This window comes from Streptomyces sp. WAC07094 (assembly GCF_036320405.1).
GTDB lineage: Bacteria > Actinomycetota > Actinomycetes > Streptomycetales > Streptomycetaceae > Streptomyces > Streptomyces lannensis.
This window is the reverse complement of sequence record NZ_JAVMJZ010000004.1, coordinates 201,125-223,539: the sequence shown is the minus strand read 5'-3', so window position 1 is coordinate 223,539 and position 22,415 is coordinate 201,125. Positions and strand designations below refer to the sequence as shown.

Sequence of the window (22,415 nt, the reverse complement as noted above, 5' to 3'; positions counted from 1 at the left end):
TCCGATCACTGGGATAGCACGACACCATCAGCCACGACTCAGGCGCTCCCCGGGTTCACCCGAGCGCAGCGCATGCTGATCGCCGTGGTCGTGTCCGGAGCGGTCATCATCGCAGGGATTGGCTTCGCGGGCTCCTACGCGGCCGTACGCGAGCTGGCCATAAGGAAGGGCTTCGGGAACTTCGCCTACGTCTTCCCGATCGGTATCGACGCGGGCATCTGCGTCCTGCTGGCCCTGGACCTGCTGCTGACCTGGATCCGCATCCCCTTCCCGCTCCTGCGCCAGACGGCGTGGCTGCTGACGGCGGCGACGATCGCGTTCAACGGCGCGGCGGCCTGGCCCAACCCGCTGGGTGTGGGCATGCACGCGGTGATCCCCGTGCTGTTCGTGGTCGCCGTCGAGGCGGCCCGCCACGCGATCGGCCGGATCGCGGACATCACGGCGGACAAGCACATGGAGGGCGTCCGCCCCACCCGCTGGCTGCTCTCCCCCATACCCACCCTCCTGCTCTGGCGCCGGATGAAACTGTGGGAGCTCCGCTCCTACGACCAGGTCATCAAGCTGGAACAGGAACGTCTCGTGTACCAGGCCCGCCTGCGCTCCCGCTTCGGCCGCGCCTGGCGCCGCAAGGCGCCGGTGGAGTCGCTCATGCCATTGCGGCTGGCGAAGTACGGCGTCCCGCTCATGGACACCACCCCCGCGAGCCCGACGGCAGCAGGTATCACGCCCGCGTCAGTGCCAGACACTGCACCACCGGTCCACACCCTCGCGCCAAAACAACGGGGAGGACCTGAGGCGGCTGGCACCGGATCCTCGCAAGCTGGGGCACAGTCACGTAGTGACGACCTGCAGTCAACATCCGTCTCAACTCAAGCGCCTGGCCTATCAATCCCGGGGCGAATACACGAGGAGGAGGCCGAGGAGCTTGCCGGCGGCTACAGCGCTCATGCTCGCAGCCACCCCGATCAACTCGGTCTAGCTGACGCCGCCTATGAGCAAGGCCGCACCGCGGCTGCTGACGCACCACCTGTAGCGGACAAGGACCACGAGACGCTCGTTGCGGATTCCGAGGAACACGTAGCGAACACCGGCATAGCTTCGTCGACCGCGCAGGCCACCACCGACCCTGCCGTGCAGGCACTGCACAAGTACGCCGCCGCCGAGGAACGCCCGGTGCCCATCCCTGCCGCTCCCGGCGCACACGCCAGCCAGGAAAAGCGTCCCCCACAGGTGAAGGCCACGATCGACGACCTTTCACCGCACACGTCGGCTGAAGGAGGGCGCCTCACCCTCGTCGACCGCTACTACCTCGCGTGGCAGGAGTACCGGACGCAGCACGGCGACGAACCCACCGGCCAGAAGCTGTCCGTCTATCTCGCCGATAGGGGCCTGCACAGTCGAAGCGGAAAACCCGTCAGCCCGTCCACCCTGCGCCGCTACTCGCTCCCCTTCCGGATCTACACCGTCTGGGCAAAATACCGCGAAGTCAGCAGCCCACCGGCATTGGACGCCATCGCCCACGACTGCGCAGCCCACGGGATCACCGGCCAGTACAACAGGCCCCTCACCATCCACGACATCAGCGAGCACATCGACGACTTCGAACGGCGCTGGCAGTCCCTCACCCAACACCACTCCAACGCGCCTCAGTGACACGGCGACGTGGCGGAGTGGCGTTCGGTCTCGGGATCACAGGCTGTCCGCCAGGTTGTGCAACGCAGGAACGACGCCCGCCTCGGCCGCCCTGTCCCCCACCCATGGCTTGGCCTGGCGAGAGCCGGAAGGGCTCCAATGTTCCCGTGGGTCATGCTGCGGCTGGTACACGACAAACGCGTTGGCGACCTCGAAGGCTACCGAACACGGACGGGGCACGACTACGGAGTGGCATGACGGCGGCGTCCAGCACTTTCGACTGAGTATTAACGAGATCACCGAGGATGCTCGCCGACGTTCCGTGAATGTCGGCAGCCGCCTTGTAGAGCGTCAGCGTTGAGCGGTGACGTATGACGGTCACGATCTGCCGGGCCCACCAGCACGCGCCCGGCGCCCAGCGCGACGGACAGGATCAGAAGCAGACGCCGAGCGGCGTCCGCACAGAGCCCACCGACCACGCCCCGGGCCGGTCCCGCGGCGCCTTCACCACGAAGATCCACCTGGCCTGCGAACAGGGACAAAGGCCCTTGTCGCTGTTGGCCACGGCAGGTCAGTGCGATGACAGCCCGCAGTTCGAAGCCGTCCTGGACGCCATCCATGTTCCCCAACTCGGTCCCGGGCGCCCCCGTAATCGGCCGTGCGCGCGTCGTCTGTATGCCTGTCCGCCGTGTCCCAGCGCTGGCTCACCGCTGAGCGGGCACGCTGCGGATCAGCCATCCCCGGGCAGCCAGCGGCCCAGATGCGGCTCGACCCGTGCCCGGTGCGCAGCCAGGACCAGCAGATGCGTTGGCCGCGTGATCTCAACGAAGAGCACCTGTGCCGCCTTGCGCAAAATACAGCGCGGCCGCCTCGCCGACGTCTGCCGCCGGCACGGCATCCGCCGAAGCATGAACCGGGTCGGCTCGAGCTACGTCAACGCCCTGGCCGAGTCGTTCTTCCAGAGCCTCAAACGAGAACTGCTTCACGGACACCGCTGGACCTCGAAGGCACAGACCCGACTCGAGAATGTTCCGCTGGCTCTCGTACTACAACAGGCGCCGTCGGCATTCCGCCCTCGGCTACCTCACACCGGCCGAGTTCGAACAACAACTGATCAGGTCACGTACTCTGTCACTCGCCGCATAAAACCCGGGGTCCACTCCCGGGGATCAACCTCATGGACGACGTCCACCCGACGAGCCTGCTTACCCCTATGGACAACCGCGTGGCAGCACAGCCGGGCTGGTCGCTGCCAAAAGCCGCGGGTCCGGCTGCGCGTTGCTCACTGGCGGGCGTCGGCGTCGATCAGCTGGGCCAGCTGTGCGGGCTGGGACAGGAAGGAGGAGTGTCCCGAGGCCAGGCGGTAAGTACGCTCCGCGCGGGCGGACATGGCCTCCTGGAAGCCGGAATCCAGCGCGGTGTCGTTCTCGGTGATGATGTAGCTCGAGGGCACGGTCTTCCAGGAGGCAGTGGCGAGCGGCTCGCAGAAGGAACGCGCTGACTGCAGGACCAGCCGCTTGGTGGCGTAGTCAGCGTCCTGCTGGTCCACGTCGGAGTAGAAGGCGGCCTTGGGGTCCTCGTAATGCCGGTGCGCGTCGAGCGTTACGGCGCCGCTACCGGAGACCTTGCCGCCGCTCAGGCTGTCGATGGACTCGTCCGCATCGATCATGAAGGCCGAGAGGTAGACCAGACGCGCCACGTTCGACGCGCCGGCGACAGCCTCGGTGGCGGGAATCGCGCCGTAGGAATGACCCACGACGGTCACCAGCCCCTCGAGGGCATCCAGACGCTCGCTGATGACGCGTGCGTTGATTGAATCCGTCCGTCAAGGCGTCGGATACACAAACTGCCAGTCCGCATCTCCCGTGACCAACACCTCGTTCGCCTTCGGGAATGTCATCCAGGATTGCTTGAACGTCGGGGTGCAACTCAGGAGCAGCTCCACGAACGCTACGACTCGAATATATCTCGCCATTCGGCAATTGAAGGGCGAGAGTGAAGCCTGCCCGCCCGTACATTTGCCGCGCGATCGCCTTCGTCTTGCTGTTGGCGCCTTCGCTTCGCCCGTTGCGGTTTTTGGCCGTGGGTTGCCAGCAGTGCCAGCAACAGTGCGGAGGACCTGCTGGAGATGTCCACCGCCCAGTGCACCTCGTCGGCCAGGTCCAAGATGTCGCCGAGCGCGGTCAGTATCGCCGACTCGTCATTTTCGATCTTCTTCGACCACAGGGTGGCGCCGGCCTCCTCGACCACTGCGGCCCGGTGATGGCCCTTACCTGCATCGATACCGACCCATATCCGGTCCCGCTGTTTGCTCACGTGTCCCTCCCGCAGCCGAGATCCCTGCCGTCGGGCCCGTAGGACACCCCGTCGCCAGCTCCGTAAACAGCGACGCGTTCCGCGCATTTCAACTCAATCAGCGACCAGGGCGCCCCGAAGGGCCGGACGGCCACTCCCGCCGAGCCACGGTCGGCAAGCTGCTTTGAAGGCACATCCGGCCCTCCCGGACCACCGAACAACTTACGGAGCTGCTTTGGCGCGAGTGATCATCGCAGAGCCGACCACCTCGGCAACGACGATCCTTCATTACACCCGACACTACAGGTAATATGGGAGACATGACCGACGCTACCAGCAATTCGGAAATTTGCGGTCTATGTGGCGAACCGCTCGGCGAGGAACATTCTCACGAAGAAGATAATCTCGGGGTTCAAGTTGAATACAAGGTAGTAAAAATTCGCGGTATTCTAGCCGATTCGGTTGCAGTCGAGGACCCGAATGACAAGCATCCACTGCCCACGCGGGTTCTCGCTACAAACCTCGGAGTGGACCCCAGTTCACTGCTCGGCATTCAATACACGTGCCTCGTTTCCCATGACCCATATGGAACTACGCGATCTAATTACCGTCTCACCGACGACTAGATAACGACGCACCGCCGCTTGGGATGCAGCATTTTCTGCACCCCAAGCGGTTTAGGATTTCAACCGGAGACTGAAGTCCACGTTCGAAGAGCGCCATCCTTTCCTGGCCATAGGTATATAAATGTCGACTGAGTGTCCAATGCGGCTCGACTCATCGCCCCTTTGCAGGTCGAACACGGAGGGCGAGTGCCTTCAATGGTAACTGTTCCGTCCTCTGGGACTGGGCTGGCCAGGAAGAATGGGTCACCCTCAATTAGCTCATCACCGACCGTAGGAACACCACCTGCGGCTCGAGCCGCCCGGTTTTCTGTGTGAACAGCCTGCCTGGCTCTAGCCTCACCCAGCGCTGCTTCTTCCGGGGTTGTTGAGCCACTCTGGATCCCGTACTGATCGACAACATTACCTTCCGCGTCTGCGACAGTCACGTTTGCAAAATGAGTATCGGCAGTGACGGGGCCGCACATATACGGCAGGTCTGCGTTGTGGACAAGAATCGGCGTATTACCCGCGACCACATAGTACGTGTGGAGCTGCTCTACGGTGAGGTTGTACATGTCCGATACGCCGGGGCGTGTACGGACGGTGATGATACGTACGTGGTGATTGGTCGCTGTTTCGAGGTTGTGGCCTCGTGTGAGGTGGCCTGCGGTTATCCAGGCGTGGAGGGTGTCGTCCCAGAAGGGGTGCTTGGAGGTGGTGTGGATAACGCTGGTGTGGTGGGGGCTGGTTTGGACGGTGAGGTCGATGAGGTCGTTGTCGTGGTTGATCCAGACGTGCTGTACGGTGCGGGCGCCTTGGTGTTTGCCGGTGTTGGGGTCTGCGGCTTCGACTTTGTCGCCGGTTTTGATCTTTCCGATGGGTTTCGTTTTGCCCTTGTCCATGAGGACGGGGGTGTCTGGGCTGAAGCTTTTACCTTCGCTAATGCAGCTGAGGGCGCCCTGTGGTTCTTCCTCGCCGAGGAAGGATTTCATGTATCGGGTCAGCTTGAGCCCGGGCACCATATCCAAAGTGTTTGATGTGAAATCTCCCCAGTTTCCATGGAACGCTGCGTCCATTCCGAGGATTCCGCTAGTAACCGGGCTGAGCTCTGGGAAGACGGTCCCGACGGCATCGACCCAGTCGGTCCATGTGACTGGTGTTTTCAGACTGATGTAGTTTGCGTGGCATCCGACGCAGCCGAAGCTGTAGTACTTCGTGCCGGCGAATTCCTCGTAGGAGGTCCAGGTCCATCCGCTTCTGGTTTTTTGCCAGGTCTCATGGTGGTCGACCGGTACGTTGCTTGGCGTGTGGTCCCCTACGCATCGGCTGGTGTTGCCTCCGCAGAGGCCGTCGGGTCGCAGGCCGGTGGGGTCGCTGTTGGTGATGGGGTTGTTGGCGGCGTAGGCGTAGCCAGCGAGTTGTTGGTCGTCGGTGGCTTCGAAGATGGGGTCGAGGCTGGCGAAGCGGCCGAGGGTGGGGTCGTATTGGCGGGCGCCGAGTTGGGTGAGGCCGGTGTTGGTGTTGGTGGGGGCGTTGAGGAAGCCGCGGTTGTCGATCCAGGAGACCGCGGTGCCGCGGGTGGCGCCATAGGGGGTGAATTGGCGCCATGTGGGGGTCTGGGCGGTGGAGTCCAGGTAGAGGCCGCTGGTGCCGTGCGGGTCGCTGATCTCGAACTTGTAGTTGCTACCGGTGCCGGTGCGCACCACCGTGCCACCGCCTGGCAGAGGGAGGTAGCGCACGCCGGTGGTGGTGGTGCCGGTGAGGGTGAGTTGCTCGCCGGGCAGGTACAGGGTGGTACTGGTGGGGTCGGTCTGGAGCAGGACGTTGCCGTCGGCGCCGTAAATGTAGCTGGTGGTGCCGCTCTTGCCGCCGCTGACCTGGGTGAGCTGACCGGCTTCGTTCCAGGCGAGGGTCTGGTTGCCTGATGCGATGGTGTTGCGGCCGGTGGTGTTGCCGGCCTTGTCATAGGCGTAGCTGGTGGTCGCGTTGCTTGCGCCGCTGTCCTGGGTGGAGGCCAGGGCGTGGGGCTGGACGGTGCCGTTGCCGTTGTAGTTGTAGGTGTAGCTGGTGGTGGTGTCGGTGCCGCCCGTGGTGGAGTGCTCAACTTGGTGTTGCCGCTGTCCGAGGACGTCGAAGTCCCAACTGGTCCAGTACGCGGTGCCGCCCGCGAGCGGATCGCCGATCTGGGCGTGGGAACTTGCGGTAGGCGTGACGCTGCAGGCGTCGGTGGCGGTCCAGGCCTGGGTGAGTCGGTCGAGTTCGTCGTACTGGTAGCACTGGGTCTCGGGTGCAGCTGTGGTGCCCAGGCGGGTGGTGACTTGCTTGGTGATGTTTCCCGCGGGGTCCGGGGTGTAGTTCTGTTCGTCGACCTTGGCCGGGGTGGTGGAGCGGGTCACCAGCTGGTCGGTCAGCGCTCCGGTGTGCGGGTCGTTGGTGTTCGTGAGGTAGGCCAGGTTGGTGCTCATCCCCAGGGTTTCCTGGAGGACTTGGCCGTAGGCGCTGTAGGTGGTGTTCTGGGCGTACCCGTAGGAGGTGGTGCCCAGCCCGTTGGGCAGGTCCAGGGCAGTGGCGTAAGTGTGGCCTACGATCTCGTTGGGCAGGCCGCCGCCGAGGGGGTAGTTGTCGCTGTAAAGCAGGCCGGTGTCGGCGCTGTAGGTGTGGCGGAACGTATAGGTTTTGCCGCCCAGTGCGCCGTGGACCGCCGGGATGGTGATGGACTGTCCGAGCGATTCGCCGAAGACGTTGAAGCCCAGCTGCTGGGTGGTGTAGGCGTTGCCGGCGTTGTACGAGGTGGCGGCGGTGACTTGGCCGATCGGGTTGGTGACGCCGGAGACGGCGCTGTCGTTGTCGTAGGTCCAGGCGACCGTCTGGTTACCGCTCGCGCCGGGCGCCTGAGCCGCGACGGTCGAGGCGTACTGGCCGGTTTTACGGTTCAGGACGTCGTAGGTGTAGGAGACGGACTTACCGCGGGAGTCGGTGGTCTGGGTGAGATCGCCGGCCGCGTCGTAGAGCATGGTGCTTGTGCCGGCGTCTGGGTCGGTCTTGGACGTCACTCGGCCCAGCAGGTCGTAGACGGTCGTCCACGTGCTGCCCTTTGAGGTGACGGCGTTCTGCTTGCCGTGCCCGTCGTAGCCGTACGTGATCGGGTTGGAGGTACCGCCTGTGACGGAGAACAGGCCGGTGAAGGTGTTGAGGGGGGTAGTCAGCGTGGGGCGGGCGCTGTACGCGTCGACCTCGGATGTGCGCCCCAGGGGGTCGGTTCGGGTCGTCTTGACCGTGCCGCCGGTGGGGGGGATCACGGTGGTGGCGTCTCCGCTGTACACAGTGGTGGTGTGCTGCTTGACGACCGAATACTGCTCGGAGTCGTCGATGACCACGCGGCCCAGGCCGTCGAGGGTGTAGCGGTCCTGGTTAGGAATCTGGGAATCCTGTACCGAGGCCGTCGCCAAGGTGGGGAGGACGTTGGGGTCCCAGTAGGCGTTGTTCTTCTTCCACACCCAGCCGTGTGAGTCGTAGAACGACTCGGTGATCAGTCGGCCGCCCTGCGGGGTTGGGGTCTGGGTCTGGCGTGGCCGTCCGAGTGAGTCGACGAGGTTGTAGGAGGTGACGTACCCCAGGGAGTCGTTGAGGGTCTGGGTGATGGTGCCGGACTGGCTGTTCGGCAGGACGGTGTAGGTGTACTTGGCGTCGGCGGGAGCGGTGGTGGGCCGATTGTGCTGCCAGACGTCGGTGGTGCGACCGAGCGCGTCATAGTGGACGGTTACGGTGATCCCGTTGGCGTCGGTGGCGGTCAGGGGGAGCCCGCGGGTGGGATCCGTGGTGGCGCTGGTGGTCTGGTTCTTCGCGTTGGTGATGGTCGTACCGGTGGTCAGCCCGACGCTGTTGACCGTGTAACTCGTCGCGGTCTTGTTGCCGTTGGCGTCGTAGCTGCCGGTGGGGCGGCCATAGGTGTCGGAGGTGGCGCGGGCTTGGGTCTGCCAGGTGAACGCACCCCCGCTGTAGCCGGAGGCCTGCCGGGTCATGGTGATGTCGCCCTTGGTGGGCGCGGTGGCCTGCGGGAAGGTGGTGGCAAAACTCGTGTCGTCGTAGAACGTCCGCGTCGCGGAGACGACCTGGTCCGGTCGGGAGACACTGAGCGGCGCAGTCAACGTGTTAAGGGCGTGGGGCACGGTGGCTGGAGTGTTTTGGCTGAAACCGGCGCAGGCGACCGAGTCGGTCTCCTTGGATGCCTCCAGTCCGACCAGGTTGGCGGCCGTGCTGGCCTTGGCGTAGGTGATCGCCGTGCACTGGTCGTATGCGGTGGCGGCCGGCACCGTGTGGGTGTAGCTGTAGGTCAACAGCCCGAACTTGTCGTCCGTGAGGGTGTCGTCGTAGGTGTTGTCAGTCTCCGAGATGCGCCAGTTCGTGGTGCCTCCGGCGGTGAGCGCCTGACGAGTCCAGGTCTCCGCGACGTCGGTGGTGCGAGCGGTCAGATTCGGCAGGCCCGAGCGGGCCCGGGTCGCTGTGGCGGCCGAGATCCAGTACGAGGTTACGGTGGAGTGGTCCACACTGCCGCCGACCCCGGTGTAGGCGGTGCTCTCCAGCTCACTGCCCGCCAGCTGGTCGCTGTCGGGGTGTTCGCCATTCTGGGAATCGGTCACGTTGACCGATCGGCGGCTGGATGAGGACAGCCAGTCATCGTCCATGCCGCGGTAGTAGGAGGTGACCGTCTTGGTCTGGGGGTCGTTGGTGCCGTCGCCGGTGCGGGTCTCCACACTCGCGTAGCCGCGGAACTGGCCCCACGTGCGGTACTTGGCTTTGACGACCTCATTGTCGTCGTGGTGCCAGGCTGCGCCACCGCTGTAGGTGTAGTTCGTCTGCTTGGCTACCGCGCCGCCGGTGGTGTCGGTTTCCAGTACTTGAGTGACCGCGTACTTCGCGAACCAGTCAGTGATCGGATTGAGATAGTCCTTGGGCCGCCAGGACACTGGGTAGCAGGACTTGGTGTTTGTCTTGGGGTCCGCCGAGGATATGTAGCTGGCGGAGCAGGTATCCGGCAGACCGTAGCTGATGGAGGTCAGCCCGCCCATCTCGTTCGTGATGCCGGAGATGCGATAGCGGTACAGACCGGGGAAGTTGGCGGTGTCGACCCGGTTCTGCAGGTCCACGCCGGCGAAGGTCACGTCCGGCAACTTGATCGGGGAAGCGGAGCCGCCGGCGGTGGTGTCGTCCCCCTCGTGGGTGATCGAGGCCAGCCACAGCGTGGGCGAGGTGCCGTCCCCGGTGGCCGGCTCGGTCTGGTGAAGGGTGTAGGTGTCGATCACCTGGTATGTGGCGGCCGCCACGCTGTACTGCTGCACCTTGATCGAGGCGAGGCGGATGGTGGAGAAGAACGACGGCGAGTGCGCGGTGCAGGTCGCCCCAGAGGCGCATACCAGGTCGTAGGGAACGTCCGGGTACTGGCTGGCGGCGGTACTCGCCGACAGCGGGTCACAGGCGCTGAGGGTACAGCGCGTGGTGGTGGTGAAGGCGACCTGGTTGGGGACAGTGCCGTACGCGCCGCCGTCGCGGAAGCCGTAGTCGATCCGGGTCAGGTGCGAATCGCGGGTGTAGGAGACGTTATGGGCGCCGTTTTCCTCGCCGTAGTAGTTGGTGTCCTGGGCGTAGTAGTACGCCATGGCGTTGGAGTGCGCGTCCACCACGTAGTCCAGGTGCCACTTGTACGCCATGGTGCACACCGAGTCGCTGAACCCGGACGACTTGTAGCAGGGGTCGCCGGAGTGCGCGGAGTACACCGGGACGCTGTCCACCGAATTCGTGGTCGCCTTGCCGGAGGACCAGCCGGGCAGCTGGTTGCGGCCGAAGTAGTACTGGGTCCCGTCCCGTTTGGTGATGATCCAGTAGTCGGTGTTGTACGTGGCCGACCCGTTGTTGGTGTTCGTCGTGTGGGTGACGACTGAGCCGTCGTCGGCAGCCAGCTTCCACGTGCCGTCGGAGTCGTTCCTGACCAGGGAGGTGGAGGAGCCGTTCAGGGACAGAGTCAGGACCGGCCCGTCATAGCACGAGTCCCCGCTCTCAACCGGTGAGGCGCTTCCTTCTGGATCGTCGGCGCAGGAGGTGAAGCTCTGTTCGATGTACGAATCAGGGGTGCTCCAGCCGTCGCCGGCCCAGGATGCCTGGGCCTGGGTGGAGGAGGTCCGCCCATCCACCGAGCCCGAGTCGTAGGCCAGGCCCATCGACGGCTCGAGGGTCCCCGACGACGGTGCCAGGTCGATGGGGTAGCTGTAGGCGAAGTCGCCGGCGGAGCCGCCGTGCGTCCACGAGCCTGACGGCCCCAAGTTCGTGGCTCCGTAGGTGCCGGCGGCTCCGCCGTCCGTCGGGCTGGTGGTGGTCGCCGCCAGCACCATCGGCTGAGCGGTAGCCGATATCGGCGAGGCGCTGTTCGAGGGCGCGGCAGTGGCGTGGCTGGTGGCCGAGGTGCGGGACGGGGATGCCTGCGACTGGGTGCCCTGCAGCGTCAGGGTCGTCGCCAGCTCGTGTGCCGTGAGGTCGTGGTCGGTGGCCAGGGGGGTCTGGGTGCGGCAGACGGTTCGCTGCGGGGTGGTCAGCGCGCAGGCGGGGAGTTTGACCAGGTGCAAGCGGTCAGCGTAATTGCCGCCGTAGGCCTGTGCGAAGGTGCTGTAATCGAGGCCGAGTTGCACTTTCCCCTGTCCGCCGGTCGTGGGCTGGACGGTGAGGACGACGCCGGCCACGCCGAGCTTGGTGGCGTCCTGGTGTGGCAGTACATGCACCGAGACCTTCTTCGGTCCCTGGTACGGGCCCTTGGCCGGGCCCACCGCGCGGGTCCACACCGGAGTGCCGGCGGCCGGCGCTTTGGCTCCTTGCTTCGCACCGGTCTCCGGTGCAGCCAGTGTGGCCGTGGCCGACGCGGCAGTCGGCCAGTGGGCCTTCGCTGCATGGAAAGCCTTCTTGGCCTGGTCCCTGACTGCCAGCTTGCGCGGGGTGAGGGTTGTAACGCCCTTGACCGCCCGGGTCTGCTGCACCGCCGGAGCGCCAGCGCGGTCCTTCGTCTGGGCAGCCGCGGGAGCCGCGGTCGGTATGGCGAGGGTCAGTGCCACCACAGCGCCAACGAGCCGACGTCTAGCGCCGATTTGACGTGTGTTCCGTCTCAGCCACGCTGTCTTGGCCATGATCGATCCCCCCACTCATCCCGCATGCAGGCAACACGGCTGCGCAACTTGATCAAGTCGCAGGTGCGCGGCGACTATCGCAGAACTGGAGAGCCACAGGACAGTGATCAATTCCGGCAACCTTCAACAACCGGACACCAAAAATTCACAAAGTTTCAATCACGACTCAGACGTGTCAGGTCATTCACGCATCAAACAGCCCTCCCACAGGCAACAAAAAACGGGTCCACTGGAGCGCCGGTCGGCTTGACCGGCCCTGTTCGACCAGACCTGGGGGTACTTGACGGTGAGACCTGCCCTGCGCAGCAGGATGTTGAGCGCGGCACTGGCTGCCGCGCTCAGCGCGCTGTCCCTATCCGCTGCGACGACGGCCGCCCGAGCCGACACCACCTCTGAAGCTGCTTCGTCACCGCAGGTGCCATTGGACGAGGCGCGAGCGTCGGCTCAGGCGCAAGCCTCCGGCAAAACGGTGGCGGTGGACGCTGCGACGACGCCGACCGAGGCGGAAGTGGCTCATCCGGATGGCACGTTCACTTTGACCGAGTCGGTCTCCCCGGTACGCAAGTACGCATCCGGCGCTTGGAAGGAACTGGATGCCACGCTGGTCCGGCGCTCGGACGGCACCGTCACCCCAGCCCTGACCACCACGAATCTGACCCTGTCGGGGGGCGGGGACGGACCGCTGGCGGTGATGAAGGACCACGGCCGGTCGCTGACCCTGGCGGTGCCGGCCTCGATCGGCCAACTGCCGTCCCCGAGCCTGGACGGATCCAGTGCCACCTATCCCGATGTCCTTGATGGGGTGGACTTGAAGGTCACCGCCGATAGCCAGGGCGGCTTCTCCGAGGTTCTCATCGTCAAGGATGCCGAGGCAGCCGCCAGTCCGGCCCTGGATATGCTGGCTTTTCCCGCCGAGACGCACAACGTGGCACTGGGCATGGACACAGCGGGCAACATCACGGCCAAGGATGCCGCAGACCGCACCGTCTTCTCCGCCCCGGCCCCGCTGATGTGGGACTCCGCCACCGCAGACGCGGCCAGTCCGAGCGCCCTGTCCAGCAGCAAGCAAAGGGTTGCCGACACCAACGAAGCGACGGTCCCCGCCGCTGACGAGCCGACGGTCTCCTCCGCTGACGAGCCCGGCGCCGGCGCGCACATCGCGCCCGTAACCGCCTCCTACGCCTCGGGCCACATTCGCCTGGCCCCTGACGCGGACCTGCTGTCCGCTTCCTCCACCGTGTACCCGGTATACATCGACCCGACGTACAGCGCCGCCGGCGGCACGCTGACCAGCTGGACCTGGGTCAACTCCGCCTACCCCGACACCAGTTACTGGAAGGACACCAGCCCCACCGGGCTGCACGTGGGCTACCAGGGCTGGGAGACCCCTTATCACAAGTCGCGGGCTTACGCGAAACTCTCGGTGGACAGCCGGATCTTCGGGGCCACGATCATCGAATCGGACTTCTACGCCACCGAGACCTACGCGCCCTCATGTACCGCGACCCCGGTGGAGCTGTGGCAGACCGACCCGATCGACTCCGGCACCACCTGGAACCACCAGCCCACATGGAAGAGCCAGTGGGGAACGAAGACCGTGGCATACGGCTACTCCCCCGACTGCCCGGCGAAGTCGCTCGGCTTTGACGTCACCTCGCACATGCAGGACATCGCCGACGCCGGAAACTTGAGCAACGTCACCCTGGGACTGCGGGCCGACGACGAGCTGGACAAGTACGGGTGGAAGAAGTTCGACCACGCCACCATCTCGATGTCCACCACCTACGACCACCGGCCCAACAAACCGTCGACGCTGGTCACTTCCCCGGCCACCACCTGCACCAGCACCGTCAAGACCACCGGTGACGGTGACGTCACGCTCTACGCCAAGGTCTCCGACCCCGACGGCGGCACCCTGTCCAACACCTTCACCGTCAACAAGACGTCCGGCGGCGCTCAGATCGCCAAGGCCACCGTCTCCGCCGCCTCCGGGAAGAACGCCGCCTACACGCTGAAGAAGTCGGTACTCGAAGCTGCGGCCGGCGGCTCCGTGCTCGGCGTGTCGTGGAACGTGACCTCCTCCGACGGCACCTACTCTTCGGCCGTCTCAACCGTCTGCAAGTTCCAGTTCGACCCGAGCCGCCCCGGCGCCCCGGTCATCACCGACGCTTCTTCGAACGACTGCGGCGACGACGCCAGCACCGTCACCTATCAGGTCGGCGACGCAGCCGGCTTCACCCTCGCGCCCAACGCCTCCGGCGGGACCACCGCCGGCTACCTCTACCAGCTCAACGGCTCCACCCCCGTCTCCGTGGCCAGCACCGGATCCAGCACCTCCATCAGCATCACCCCCAGCCGGGGCACGAACGTGCTGACCGTCACCGCGGTCTCGTCGGGGGGCAACATCGGCGACACCGCAAACTGCCTCCTCATCGCTGCCCCTGCGGCCACCGCCGACGACGGTGACCTGACCGGCGACGGCCTTCCCGACCTGACCGCCGTGGGCGCACAGGCGGGTCTGTCCAGCGGGCTGTGGCTGGCCCACGGAACCTCCGACGGGCAGCTCACCACCAGCGCGACCGACCTGGGCATGCAGGGCACCGGAGCCAATGCCGCAGGCGCTCCCAGCGACTGGGACGGCACACAGGCCATCACAGGTCACTTCAACACCGGCGCCGGCTTCAACGACGTCCTGGACTACGACCCCGCCACCGGCAGCGGCGCGATCCTGTTCGGAAGCGGCGACGGCTCCCCACTGCGCCCCTACAGCGGCGACCAAGTCAACGTCAGTTCCATCGCCTTCACCGACCGCACCGGCATCACCGGCACCGTCGGCAACAAAGCCACGAACGTCGCCAGCGGCGGCGATCTGTACCACGTCCTCAACGGTGAGCCCGCTACCGGCTACCCCGACCTGCTCATGATCGTGGGCGGGCAGCTGTGGGACGAGCCGGGCGCCCCCACCCCGGGCTTCTTCTTCGGCATCGACAGCGCGCTGTGGTTGAGCGCCACCAACCCCACCGGCACGGGCGACTGGACCGGCTGGAGCATCACCAGCAGCCTCATCGACGGGCTGCCCGCACTGTTCGCCCGCAACACCAGCACTGGCGCGCTGTACTACTACACCCCGCAACAGCTGCAAGATCTCGCCTACGGCAACACGGTCACTCCGCTGCAGATCGCGAGCAGCGGCTACAGCTCCGCGGCTCTGCCGGTCCTACAAGCCGCCGACCTCAATGGGGACGGCACCCCGGACCTGCGTACCGTCTCCTCCAACGGCGAAAGCACCACGAGGATCCTCAACGCAACCGCCGGGAGCCTGACCGCGAAGGCGCCGCAGACCCTGATCGCGCCCGGCCACTCCTGGCCGCTCGGCGATGGCACCGAGGGCGCTGCGGCCGCCGCCGCCGATGTCTCCGCCGGTCTGGACCTTACAGGAGGCGGCTCGGGTGCTACTTGGGACACCGACGACGACGTCTTCTCCCCGAACCTGGCTCTGGACGGCACTGCCACCAGCGTCATGACCTCAAGCGCGGCACTGTCGCTATCGAGCCCCTTCACCCTGTCGGCCTGGGTCAAACCCGCCGCTGTCGGCGGCGTCATCGCCTCCCAGGACGGCGTGCACAACTCCGGCTTCCTGCTCTACTCCCAGTCCAACAAGGAATGGTCGTTCTGCCTCGCCACCTCGGATGCCACCCGCGGGTATGACTGCATCGCCGGCGGCAGCGCCATCATCGGCCAGTGGACCCACCTGACCATCACCTACGACCCCACCAGCAAAGCGATGACGCTGTACGTGGACGACCGTCCGGTGGCCCGAGGCTCCCACACCGCGGTCTCCGGCTTCACCGGCAAGTTCACTCTCGGCAACGACCTTTCCAACGACGTGCGCGCCTCCTTCTTGCGCGGCAACCTCGCGGACGTACGGGTCTGGAACGGGTCCGCGCTCACCAGCTCCCACGTCGCCACCATGGCCAACGTCGTCCTGCCCAAGGCCCCGTTCGCCTTCACCGACGTCGCCGACTACAACGGTGACGGCAAGGCCGACGTGGTCGCGGCCGACGCCACCGGCAGCTTGTGGCTCTACCCCGGCAACGGCAGCGGCGGCTGGTCCACCTCCGCCGTGTACATCGGCTCCGGCCTCTCCGGCTACACCTTCGCCGGGATCGGCGATTTCAACACCGACGGCTACGCCGACATCGTCGCCATGGCACCCGGCGGCACCCTGCGCCTGTTCCCCGGTGACGCCGGTCACGACCTGCTCACCCCGGTCACCAACTTCGTCAGCGGGTGGAACGGCTACGCCTTCGCCGGGGTCGCCGACTTCAATCGGGACGGCAAACCCGACGTCATCGGCCGCCATCCCGATGGCACCCTGCGTCTGTTCCCCGGAACCGGCACCGGTGCCGGCCTGGGCACATCCGTGCAGATCGGCACCGGCTGGACCAGCTTCACCTTCGCCGGCGTCGCCGACCTCAACGGTGACGCCAACCCCGACGTCATCGTCCGCGACGACGCCACCGGAATCCTGTGGCTCTACCCCGGCAACGGCAGCAACGGGCTCGGCGCCCGCAGTCAAATCGGCACCGGCTGGAACCCGTACACCTTCGCCGGCATCGGTGACTTCAACTCGGACGGCAACCGCGACGTCATCGCCCGCGAGGACGCCACCGGAATCCTGTGGTTCTACCCCAGAACCGCCACCGCCTTCAGCACTCGCCAACAGATCGGAACCGGCTGGTAAGCAATCCCAATTCTGTCCCTCTGGAGGCCACCGGGTTCCGCGCCCTTGCGGGTGGCGGGACCTGGTGGCCTTCGCCGTGACTCCACCATGACTGCGGGTCAAGTCCGGTTTCCCATGGCCTTCTCACTTGAGTGCGCTGGAGGTTCTCATGCGATGTCGCTACTTGCGCTCACTCGATTTCACAGGCTTATCACCATGACCAGCTTAGATGCATGGCATCGAAGTGAGAATGAATAGTGATATCGAAATGAGAAGTCACAGCGGCAGCCGAGGATCCTCCCACTGGTCCAGGCACTCGGCGACGGCGAACGGACCGACGACACATTCGTCCGCGCTGAGGCCGATCTCTCCGTCGGCAGCAACCCGCAGCCCCGTGTGGCCTTGGCGTGCCAGTGTCGTTGGGCCCGGTGGCGCGCCTGATCGGCCCCCACCCTGTGACTGGTTGCGCCCCCTTGAGGGGCCCCGTGACGGCAGGAGCCCTGCGCACCCCTCTGTGGGGGTGGGCGGGGTCTTTTCCTTCGCGTCAGGTTGCGGCGTCGCAGCCGCGGTAGCCTGTGCTCTTGTCGTAAAGGCAGGTGTGGATCTTGTAGCCCCGGCGGATCTGCGTGGAACCCGGGAAAGGAGCCTGATCCATGACAGAAGAAGACTTCTGGTCCCTCACGACCTCCTCGGAGGTACGGCAAACCAGCACACCACTCCCGCGCTGGCAGAAGCCCTCGTACGAGAGGGGCAGGTTCGCGCCGAAGGATTTGCCGATATCCTGGCGGAAAATCTGCAATGTCTTGTATGTGAGCCTCTCTCGGGAATTCCAGCCCGAGATGTGAATGATCCATCAGACGCACCGCCGGTACCGCTTGTTGGCGATGCTCTCATCAACCTCCACTTCGCGATTATGGCAGCAGGCAGCTCACGGTTCCAGCAAATCCGGAAGCATCCGAACGGACTTCAGTGAGTCGGATGGCCTTGCCGAGGCTGTCTCCACGGCCTATGAGATCGCCACCGGACAACCGTGGCTGGGCCCACTACCCGGATTCAGCATGGACGAATCCGAAGAGTCGACTGCCGTTGCGACATGTCTCATCGATGCGGTCAAGCACGGTCGGATCGATTCCCATGTGGACCTCCTGAAAGACCAGTATCGGCAGCGTCGCATCTGGCACGTACTGGATTTCTTCAGCGGTCACACAGCACAGGACCAGGACCGGGCTCTTCCCCCGTGCCAAGGCCAGAGAACGCTTACCTACACAGACGCGTGCCGCCGAAGGACGTCACCAACCACCGTGCCCGTAGGGCCACATAGGAGGTGTCATCACGCTGTCCAGCAGAGATGTCATGTCCTGCCGCTCGTGACGTCACAGCCCAGCCATCGAGCACATCTGCAGAGAACCAGTTCAAAGGGCCGATGCCATCAACCTAACGATGGCTCAGTAATGGCACCACCACGCTGGCGTCGCAATGGCACTTTACAAGCGTTGTTCCTCGCGGTTTCACGTGGCGTTCGCTCGGCTCGGATACGGGTCGTTCGCCCGCCACCAGCCACAAGGCCGCGACCCGTACGGCTTCCACGCCTGGCACGCTTCCTCGATCCGTGTGCCAGGCACGCCAGTGGCCGGGGACCGAGGGTTTGAGGCCGTGGTGGAGCCACTGGTGCGGGGACTGTAGGCAGGCTGAGCCCCCGGTGGAACGCGCGGCCCGTCGGCCCATCCGGTCAACCTGTGAGCAGCGCCTCCAGTTCCGCCTGCGTGGCCAGCGTCTCGGGGTGCTCCTCGCCGAGAACCCGGGCGCGGTCGTCCCTGACCCCGCGCAACTGGTCCACGGCCGCAGCCACGTCCCCGGTCATCGCGATGACCCGCGCGATCCCGAACCGGGTCCTGATCACCTCTGGGTGAAGCCGATTGCCGTAGCGGGCGGTCCGGTCCCGCAGCAGTTCCTCCAGCTCTGCGAGAGCGGTAGCCGGATCGCCCAGTTCGGCCTTGAGCATGGCGATGTTGAAGCGGCTGATCATGACGGTCGGGTGGTCGGCCCCAAGCGCCTCCCGCTGGTCCACGATGAGCCGCTCCTGCAGCTCCAGAGCGCCCGTCGGGTCACCCAGCTCCCCGGTGTAGCGGGCGATGTTCAACCGCACCAGCAGGGTGTTGGGGTGCAGCTCGCCACGGATCCGCCGCACGTCCGGCAGCAGCGTCCGATAGCTGTCCAGGGCCTCCTGGCGGCGTCCCGACTCACCGAGGAACTTGCAGATGTTCATCCGGCTGAAGACCACCTGTGGGTGGTCCTCGCCGAACACTGCGATCCGGTCTTGCAGCAGCTCGTTGTGGAGCGCGAGCGCCGTGTCGTACCGGCCGAGCATGCCGTGCCAGTACGCGATGTAGTGGCGGCTCTCCAGCACCGCCTGATCGGTCGGCCCGAGCACGCGGAGCTGGTCCTCCAGCAATTCCTCATGCAGGCGCAGGACCTCGGCCATGTTCCCGCCCCGGCCGGTCCAGTACGCGATGTGGTGCCGGGTCTTCAAGGTGCGCGGGTCGTCCGCGCCCAGCACCCGTTCCTGGTCGGCCAGGACCGCCCGGTGCAGTTCCACCGCCTCGGCGAAGTCGCCGACCTCACCGGTCGCGTACGCGATGCGGTCCCGGGTCCCCAGCAGACGCGGATCGTCGTCCCCGAAGACGCGGCGCTGGTCCGCGAGCAGGTTCCGGTACAGCTCCCGGGAGCGCTCGTACGCCCCGGCCTTGCCTGTCCAGTAGGCCGTACGCTCGCACGCGTGCAGGGCCGGGGCGGAGTCGCGCCCGGGACACTGGGCCAGCCGGTCCGCCCAGGCCGCCCAGCGGTCCCGGTTCACCGTCGCCTCGGGCGCCGCCCGCCGCTCCAGGCTTTCCAGCAGCAGGTCGTACAGCGAATCGTCACGCTGTGCCGCCTGCCACAGGTGTTCCGGCTCCGCTTCCTCGGCGTAGGCGTGCAGGGGGTCGTCGGGTGTGTGCTGGTCCATGGGAGCCATGATGGCCAGCGCCTCGCACAGGGCGCGATGGCCGCCCACCACATCCTGGTCGTCCGCCACGTACTCGATCAGACTCGGGTGGTGGACGCCGAACAGCTCGGTCCCGGCCGGATGCGCCGACCGGACCACCAGGCCCGGCAACAGCTCCAGGACCTGTTCCAGCATCTCGTCGCCCGGCCCCCCAAGCGCGCCGACGGCCCGGGCGAGCAGCGCGCGGGGCAGGGTCACTCCCGGCCCGGAGGCCGCAACCACGACCAGGACGGCGTCGAGCCACGCGCCCTGCCCACCGGGGACCAGCTGTCGCAGCGGCCCCAGTACCTCCAGGTAGACCTGTGTGAAGGACATCCGGCCGGTGCGCGGCGTTGCGCCGCGATGGCCGGCCAGCACCTTGGTCAGCTGCCAGTTGCCGCCCGTCCGGCCGATGATCGGCCCGTGCCCGGCTTTGGACACGTGCCGGCTCCGCAGATAGTCATGCAACTGCCGTTCGCCGGGCGCGGGCACCGGCTCGCGGTGCCAGTCGCCGTCCATCGGGATCCCGTCGCGGACCGTGGCCACCACGCCGAACCAGCCGGGCGCCGTGTCCCGCAGCGCGACCAGGCCTTCGACGAGACCTCGGCGGTTGGCCGGATTCACCTGGTCGAGGCCGTCCACGATCACCCGCACCGGTTCCCGTCGCTCCATCAGGGTGAGCGGACCGCCGATCTCGGCAACCGGCGCCGGCAGCAGCGCCCGCTCGGCCTGTGGTACCTGCGTGCGGTACGCCCGGCGTGCCTCCGCGAACCCCGGCAGATGCACCTGGAGTTGCTCGGCAAGCTGCTTTACCGACGTCCCGGACGCCCAGTGGGTGTCGCTGAGCCGCACGACCGCAGCGACGTGCGGGACGCCGTGCGTCCCCTCATGCGGCAGCAGCTCCGGACGGCACAACGCGGTGGCCAGCGTCGTCTTACCGGTCCCCATGGCACCAGTCACGGCCACGAGCCGGTGGTCGCGGACGGCGCCCACGAACCCTGCCAGCTCCGCGGGCGGCTGGAAGTGGCGTAGCGCCGGCAGCAGTACGTCGTGGTCGGGCGACCACGCCAGCGGGCTCAGCTCCACGTCGTAGGCCACGTTGTGGGCGAGCCAGGGACCGTTCGGATCCGCCGGGCCGACACCGCCTCCGTCGAAGGATGCGGACTGTGGGACCTGCCGGGTCAGCCGCGCACCGACGGCGCCGCGCAGTACGGCCGTGCGCAGCACCGCGTCGAGCCGGACGTCGCCCTGCCGGACGAGCTGACTGAGGGCCTGGGAGAACTGCAGGGCGTAGGAGACCCGCAGGTCCGAGGAGGACACCAGTTCGATCCGGCGGCCGGTGTTCATCGCGGGCCGGAACCAGTCCTTGGCAGCCGCGAGTAGTGCCTCACCCGACAGGCAGGCGTCCAGGACAACGGTCAGCTCCGGCACACCGCCGTGTGCCAGGGCCAGTTCGCTCAACCGCCCCGGCAGGTCGAATGCTGTCTCCGGTCCGGGCGCTTTCGGAGACGAACGGACCGGGAAGAGGAACGTGCCTTCTCGGTCGGTGTGGCCGTGGCCGAGGAAGGCCAGGACGAGGCAGGCGCCCTCTGCCGAGGCCTCCTCGAACGCTTCCTCCACGGCGTGATCCACTTCGTCCACTGTCAGAGGGTCGGTCAGCAGGCCGTCGCCGAAGGCCGGCACGCAGGCACCGCGCGCCGGGTCCAGCAGCAGCCTGCGCAGGTCCGTCGCGCACGGATCCAGCAACTCCAGCCGGTCCTCCGGCTTCGCCTCAACGGCGTCCCAGTGGGACGCGATCACCAGTGCTCTGCGCTCATCCGTCACCCGCGTATTATCCAGTGCGACGCCTCGTCAACTCACTTTTGGAACAGATCAGTTGGCCCGACGCTCGGGGCATCGCCGGGGAACTGTCGCTCTCCGCGGCTCGTCTTGCCGAAGGAACGAGGAACCGCGCATGCCTGCGCGGACGTGGGACGAACGGGGAGACGCATGGCTGAGCTGGTCATGGTGCATGGCATCGGACCCGAGGACGAGACCGAGCAGGGGTTGCGCGGGGACTGGACACGGGCCCTGGCGCGCTCCCTTCGGGACAACGGCCGGGCCGAGCACGCCGACCGGCTGGACGGCGGCTCCGTGTCGTTGGGGATGGCCTACTACCGCCACCTGTTCGCGTCCTACGTCCCGCAGGACGACTACGACGTCCCCCTGTCGGTGAAGATGGCGGCCACTGGCGAGGAGGTCGCCAAAGACATCATCGATAACATCCGGAACCACGCGTCGAACCCGGCGGACAAGGTCCAGGCCGCCCGCGCCCTGGAAGAACTGGACGCCGAGCTCGGCCCAGTGCAGGGGCCGTACGCACCGTTGCGCATGCTGGTCTCGATGCTGGGGCGTCTCGGACCGGTCGCCCGGTCCGGCTTCGCCGCGCTGAGCCGTACGGGCGTGTTCCATCTGGGGCAGGTCGCGGCGTACCTGCACGACGAAACCGTGCGGGAGGGCGCGATCGAAGCCGTCCTGTCCCAGGTGTCGCCCGACACCAAGGCGGTGGTGGCCCACTCGCTCGGCACGGTCGTAGCCTACGAGGCCCTGCACCGGCTCGAGCAGCCGCTGCCGCTCCTGCTCACCTTCGGTTCGCCGCTCGGCCTGCGCTCGATCATCCGCGGTCGGCTGCGGCCCCAGCCGCTGTCCTCGCCCAGCCACGTCAAGCGCTGGGTGAACGTCGCCGACCGGGACGACTACATCGTCGCCACGCTCCGTCTGCGCACGCTGCTCCCAGACGCCGACACTGTCCTGGAACGCACCCGCCTGGTGAAGAACCGCAATTCCCGGCCGCACTCGGCGGTGGAGTACCTCAAGCACTGGCAGACTGTGGAGCCGCTCGCCGAACTCCTCTGACACGACTTCGTCGTAGGACACCGCCGGTCAGCTGCCTTCGTTCACTTCTAGGGTCCATCTTCATAGTGATCTTGCCC

At 66.3% G+C, this 22,415-nt stretch carries 6 protein-coding genes and 3 pseudogenes; 5 read left to right on the top strand and 4 right to left on the bottom strand.

Annotated elements, in window-relative coordinates:
* Positions 1–72: 72 nt before the first annotated feature.
* From RCR19_RS42860 to RCR19_RS42850, 3 genes and pseudogenes are all read left to right on the top strand, one after another.
* Positions 73–1,653: a DUF2637 domain-containing protein gene (locus RCR19_RS42860; protein ID WP_331270508.1), complete on the top strand. Its 1,581-nt coding sequence runs from the start codon at positions 73–75 to the stop codon at positions 1,651–1,653.
* 359 nt (positions 1,654–2,012) lie between these two features.
* Positions 2,013–2,291: pseudogene (locus RCR19_RS42855) on the top strand (IS5/IS1182 family transposase); the annotation flags it as partial.
* Between the two features lie 216 nt (positions 2,292–2,507).
* A pseudogene (locus tag RCR19_RS42850) lies at positions 2,508–2,778 on the top strand (integrase core domain-containing protein); the annotation flags it as partial.
* A 136-nt stretch (positions 2,779–2,914) separates the two neighbouring features.
* On the opposite strand, the gene RCR19_RS42845 reads toward RCR19_RS42850, so the two are convergent.
* The 3 genes and pseudogenes from RCR19_RS42845 to RCR19_RS42835 form a co-directional block, all read right to left on the bottom strand.
* Positions 2,915–3,418 (bottom strand): alpha/beta hydrolase, encoded by a 504-nt coding sequence (locus RCR19_RS42845; RefSeq protein WP_331270599.1) that lies wholly within the window; start codon positions 3,416–3,418, stop codon positions 2,915–2,917.
* A 290-nt stretch (positions 3,419–3,708) separates the two neighbouring features.
* Positions 3,709–3,948 (bottom strand): annotated as a pseudogene (locus tag RCR19_RS42840) (transposase); the annotation flags it as partial.
* Between the two features lie 664 nt (positions 3,949–4,612).
* Positions 4,613–11,632: a polymorphic toxin-type HINT domain-containing protein gene (locus tag RCR19_RS42835; RefSeq protein WP_331270507.1), complete on the bottom strand. Its 7,020-nt coding sequence runs from the start codon at positions 11,630–11,632 to the stop codon at positions 4,613–4,615.
* A gap of 577 nt (positions 11,633–12,209) precedes the next feature.
* On the opposite strand from RCR19_RS42835, the gene RCR19_RS42830 reads away from it, so the two are divergent.
* A complete protein-coding gene (locus RCR19_RS42830) occupies positions 12,210–16,445 on the top strand; it encodes an FG-GAP-like repeat-containing protein (protein ID WP_331270506.1) in 4,236 nt (1,411 codons plus the stop codon).
* A 1,708-nt stretch (positions 16,446–18,153) separates the two neighbouring features.
* On the opposite strand, the gene RCR19_RS42825 is transcribed toward RCR19_RS42830, so the two are convergent.
* Positions 18,154–21,267 (bottom strand): tetratricopeptide repeat protein, encoded by a 3,114-nt coding sequence (locus RCR19_RS42825; RefSeq protein ID WP_331270505.1) that lies wholly within the window; start codon positions 21,265–21,267, stop codon positions 18,154–18,156.
* A gap of 165 nt (positions 21,268–21,432) precedes the next feature.
* Here RCR19_RS42825 and RCR19_RS42820 point away from each other — a divergent pair, with 165 nt between their 5' ends.
* On the top strand, positions 21,433–22,338 hold the full coding sequence (locus tag RCR19_RS42820; RefSeq protein WP_331270504.1) for a hypothetical protein: 906 nt from the start codon (positions 21,433–21,435) through the stop codon (positions 22,336–22,338).
* Positions 22,339–22,415 lie beyond the last annotated feature (77 nt).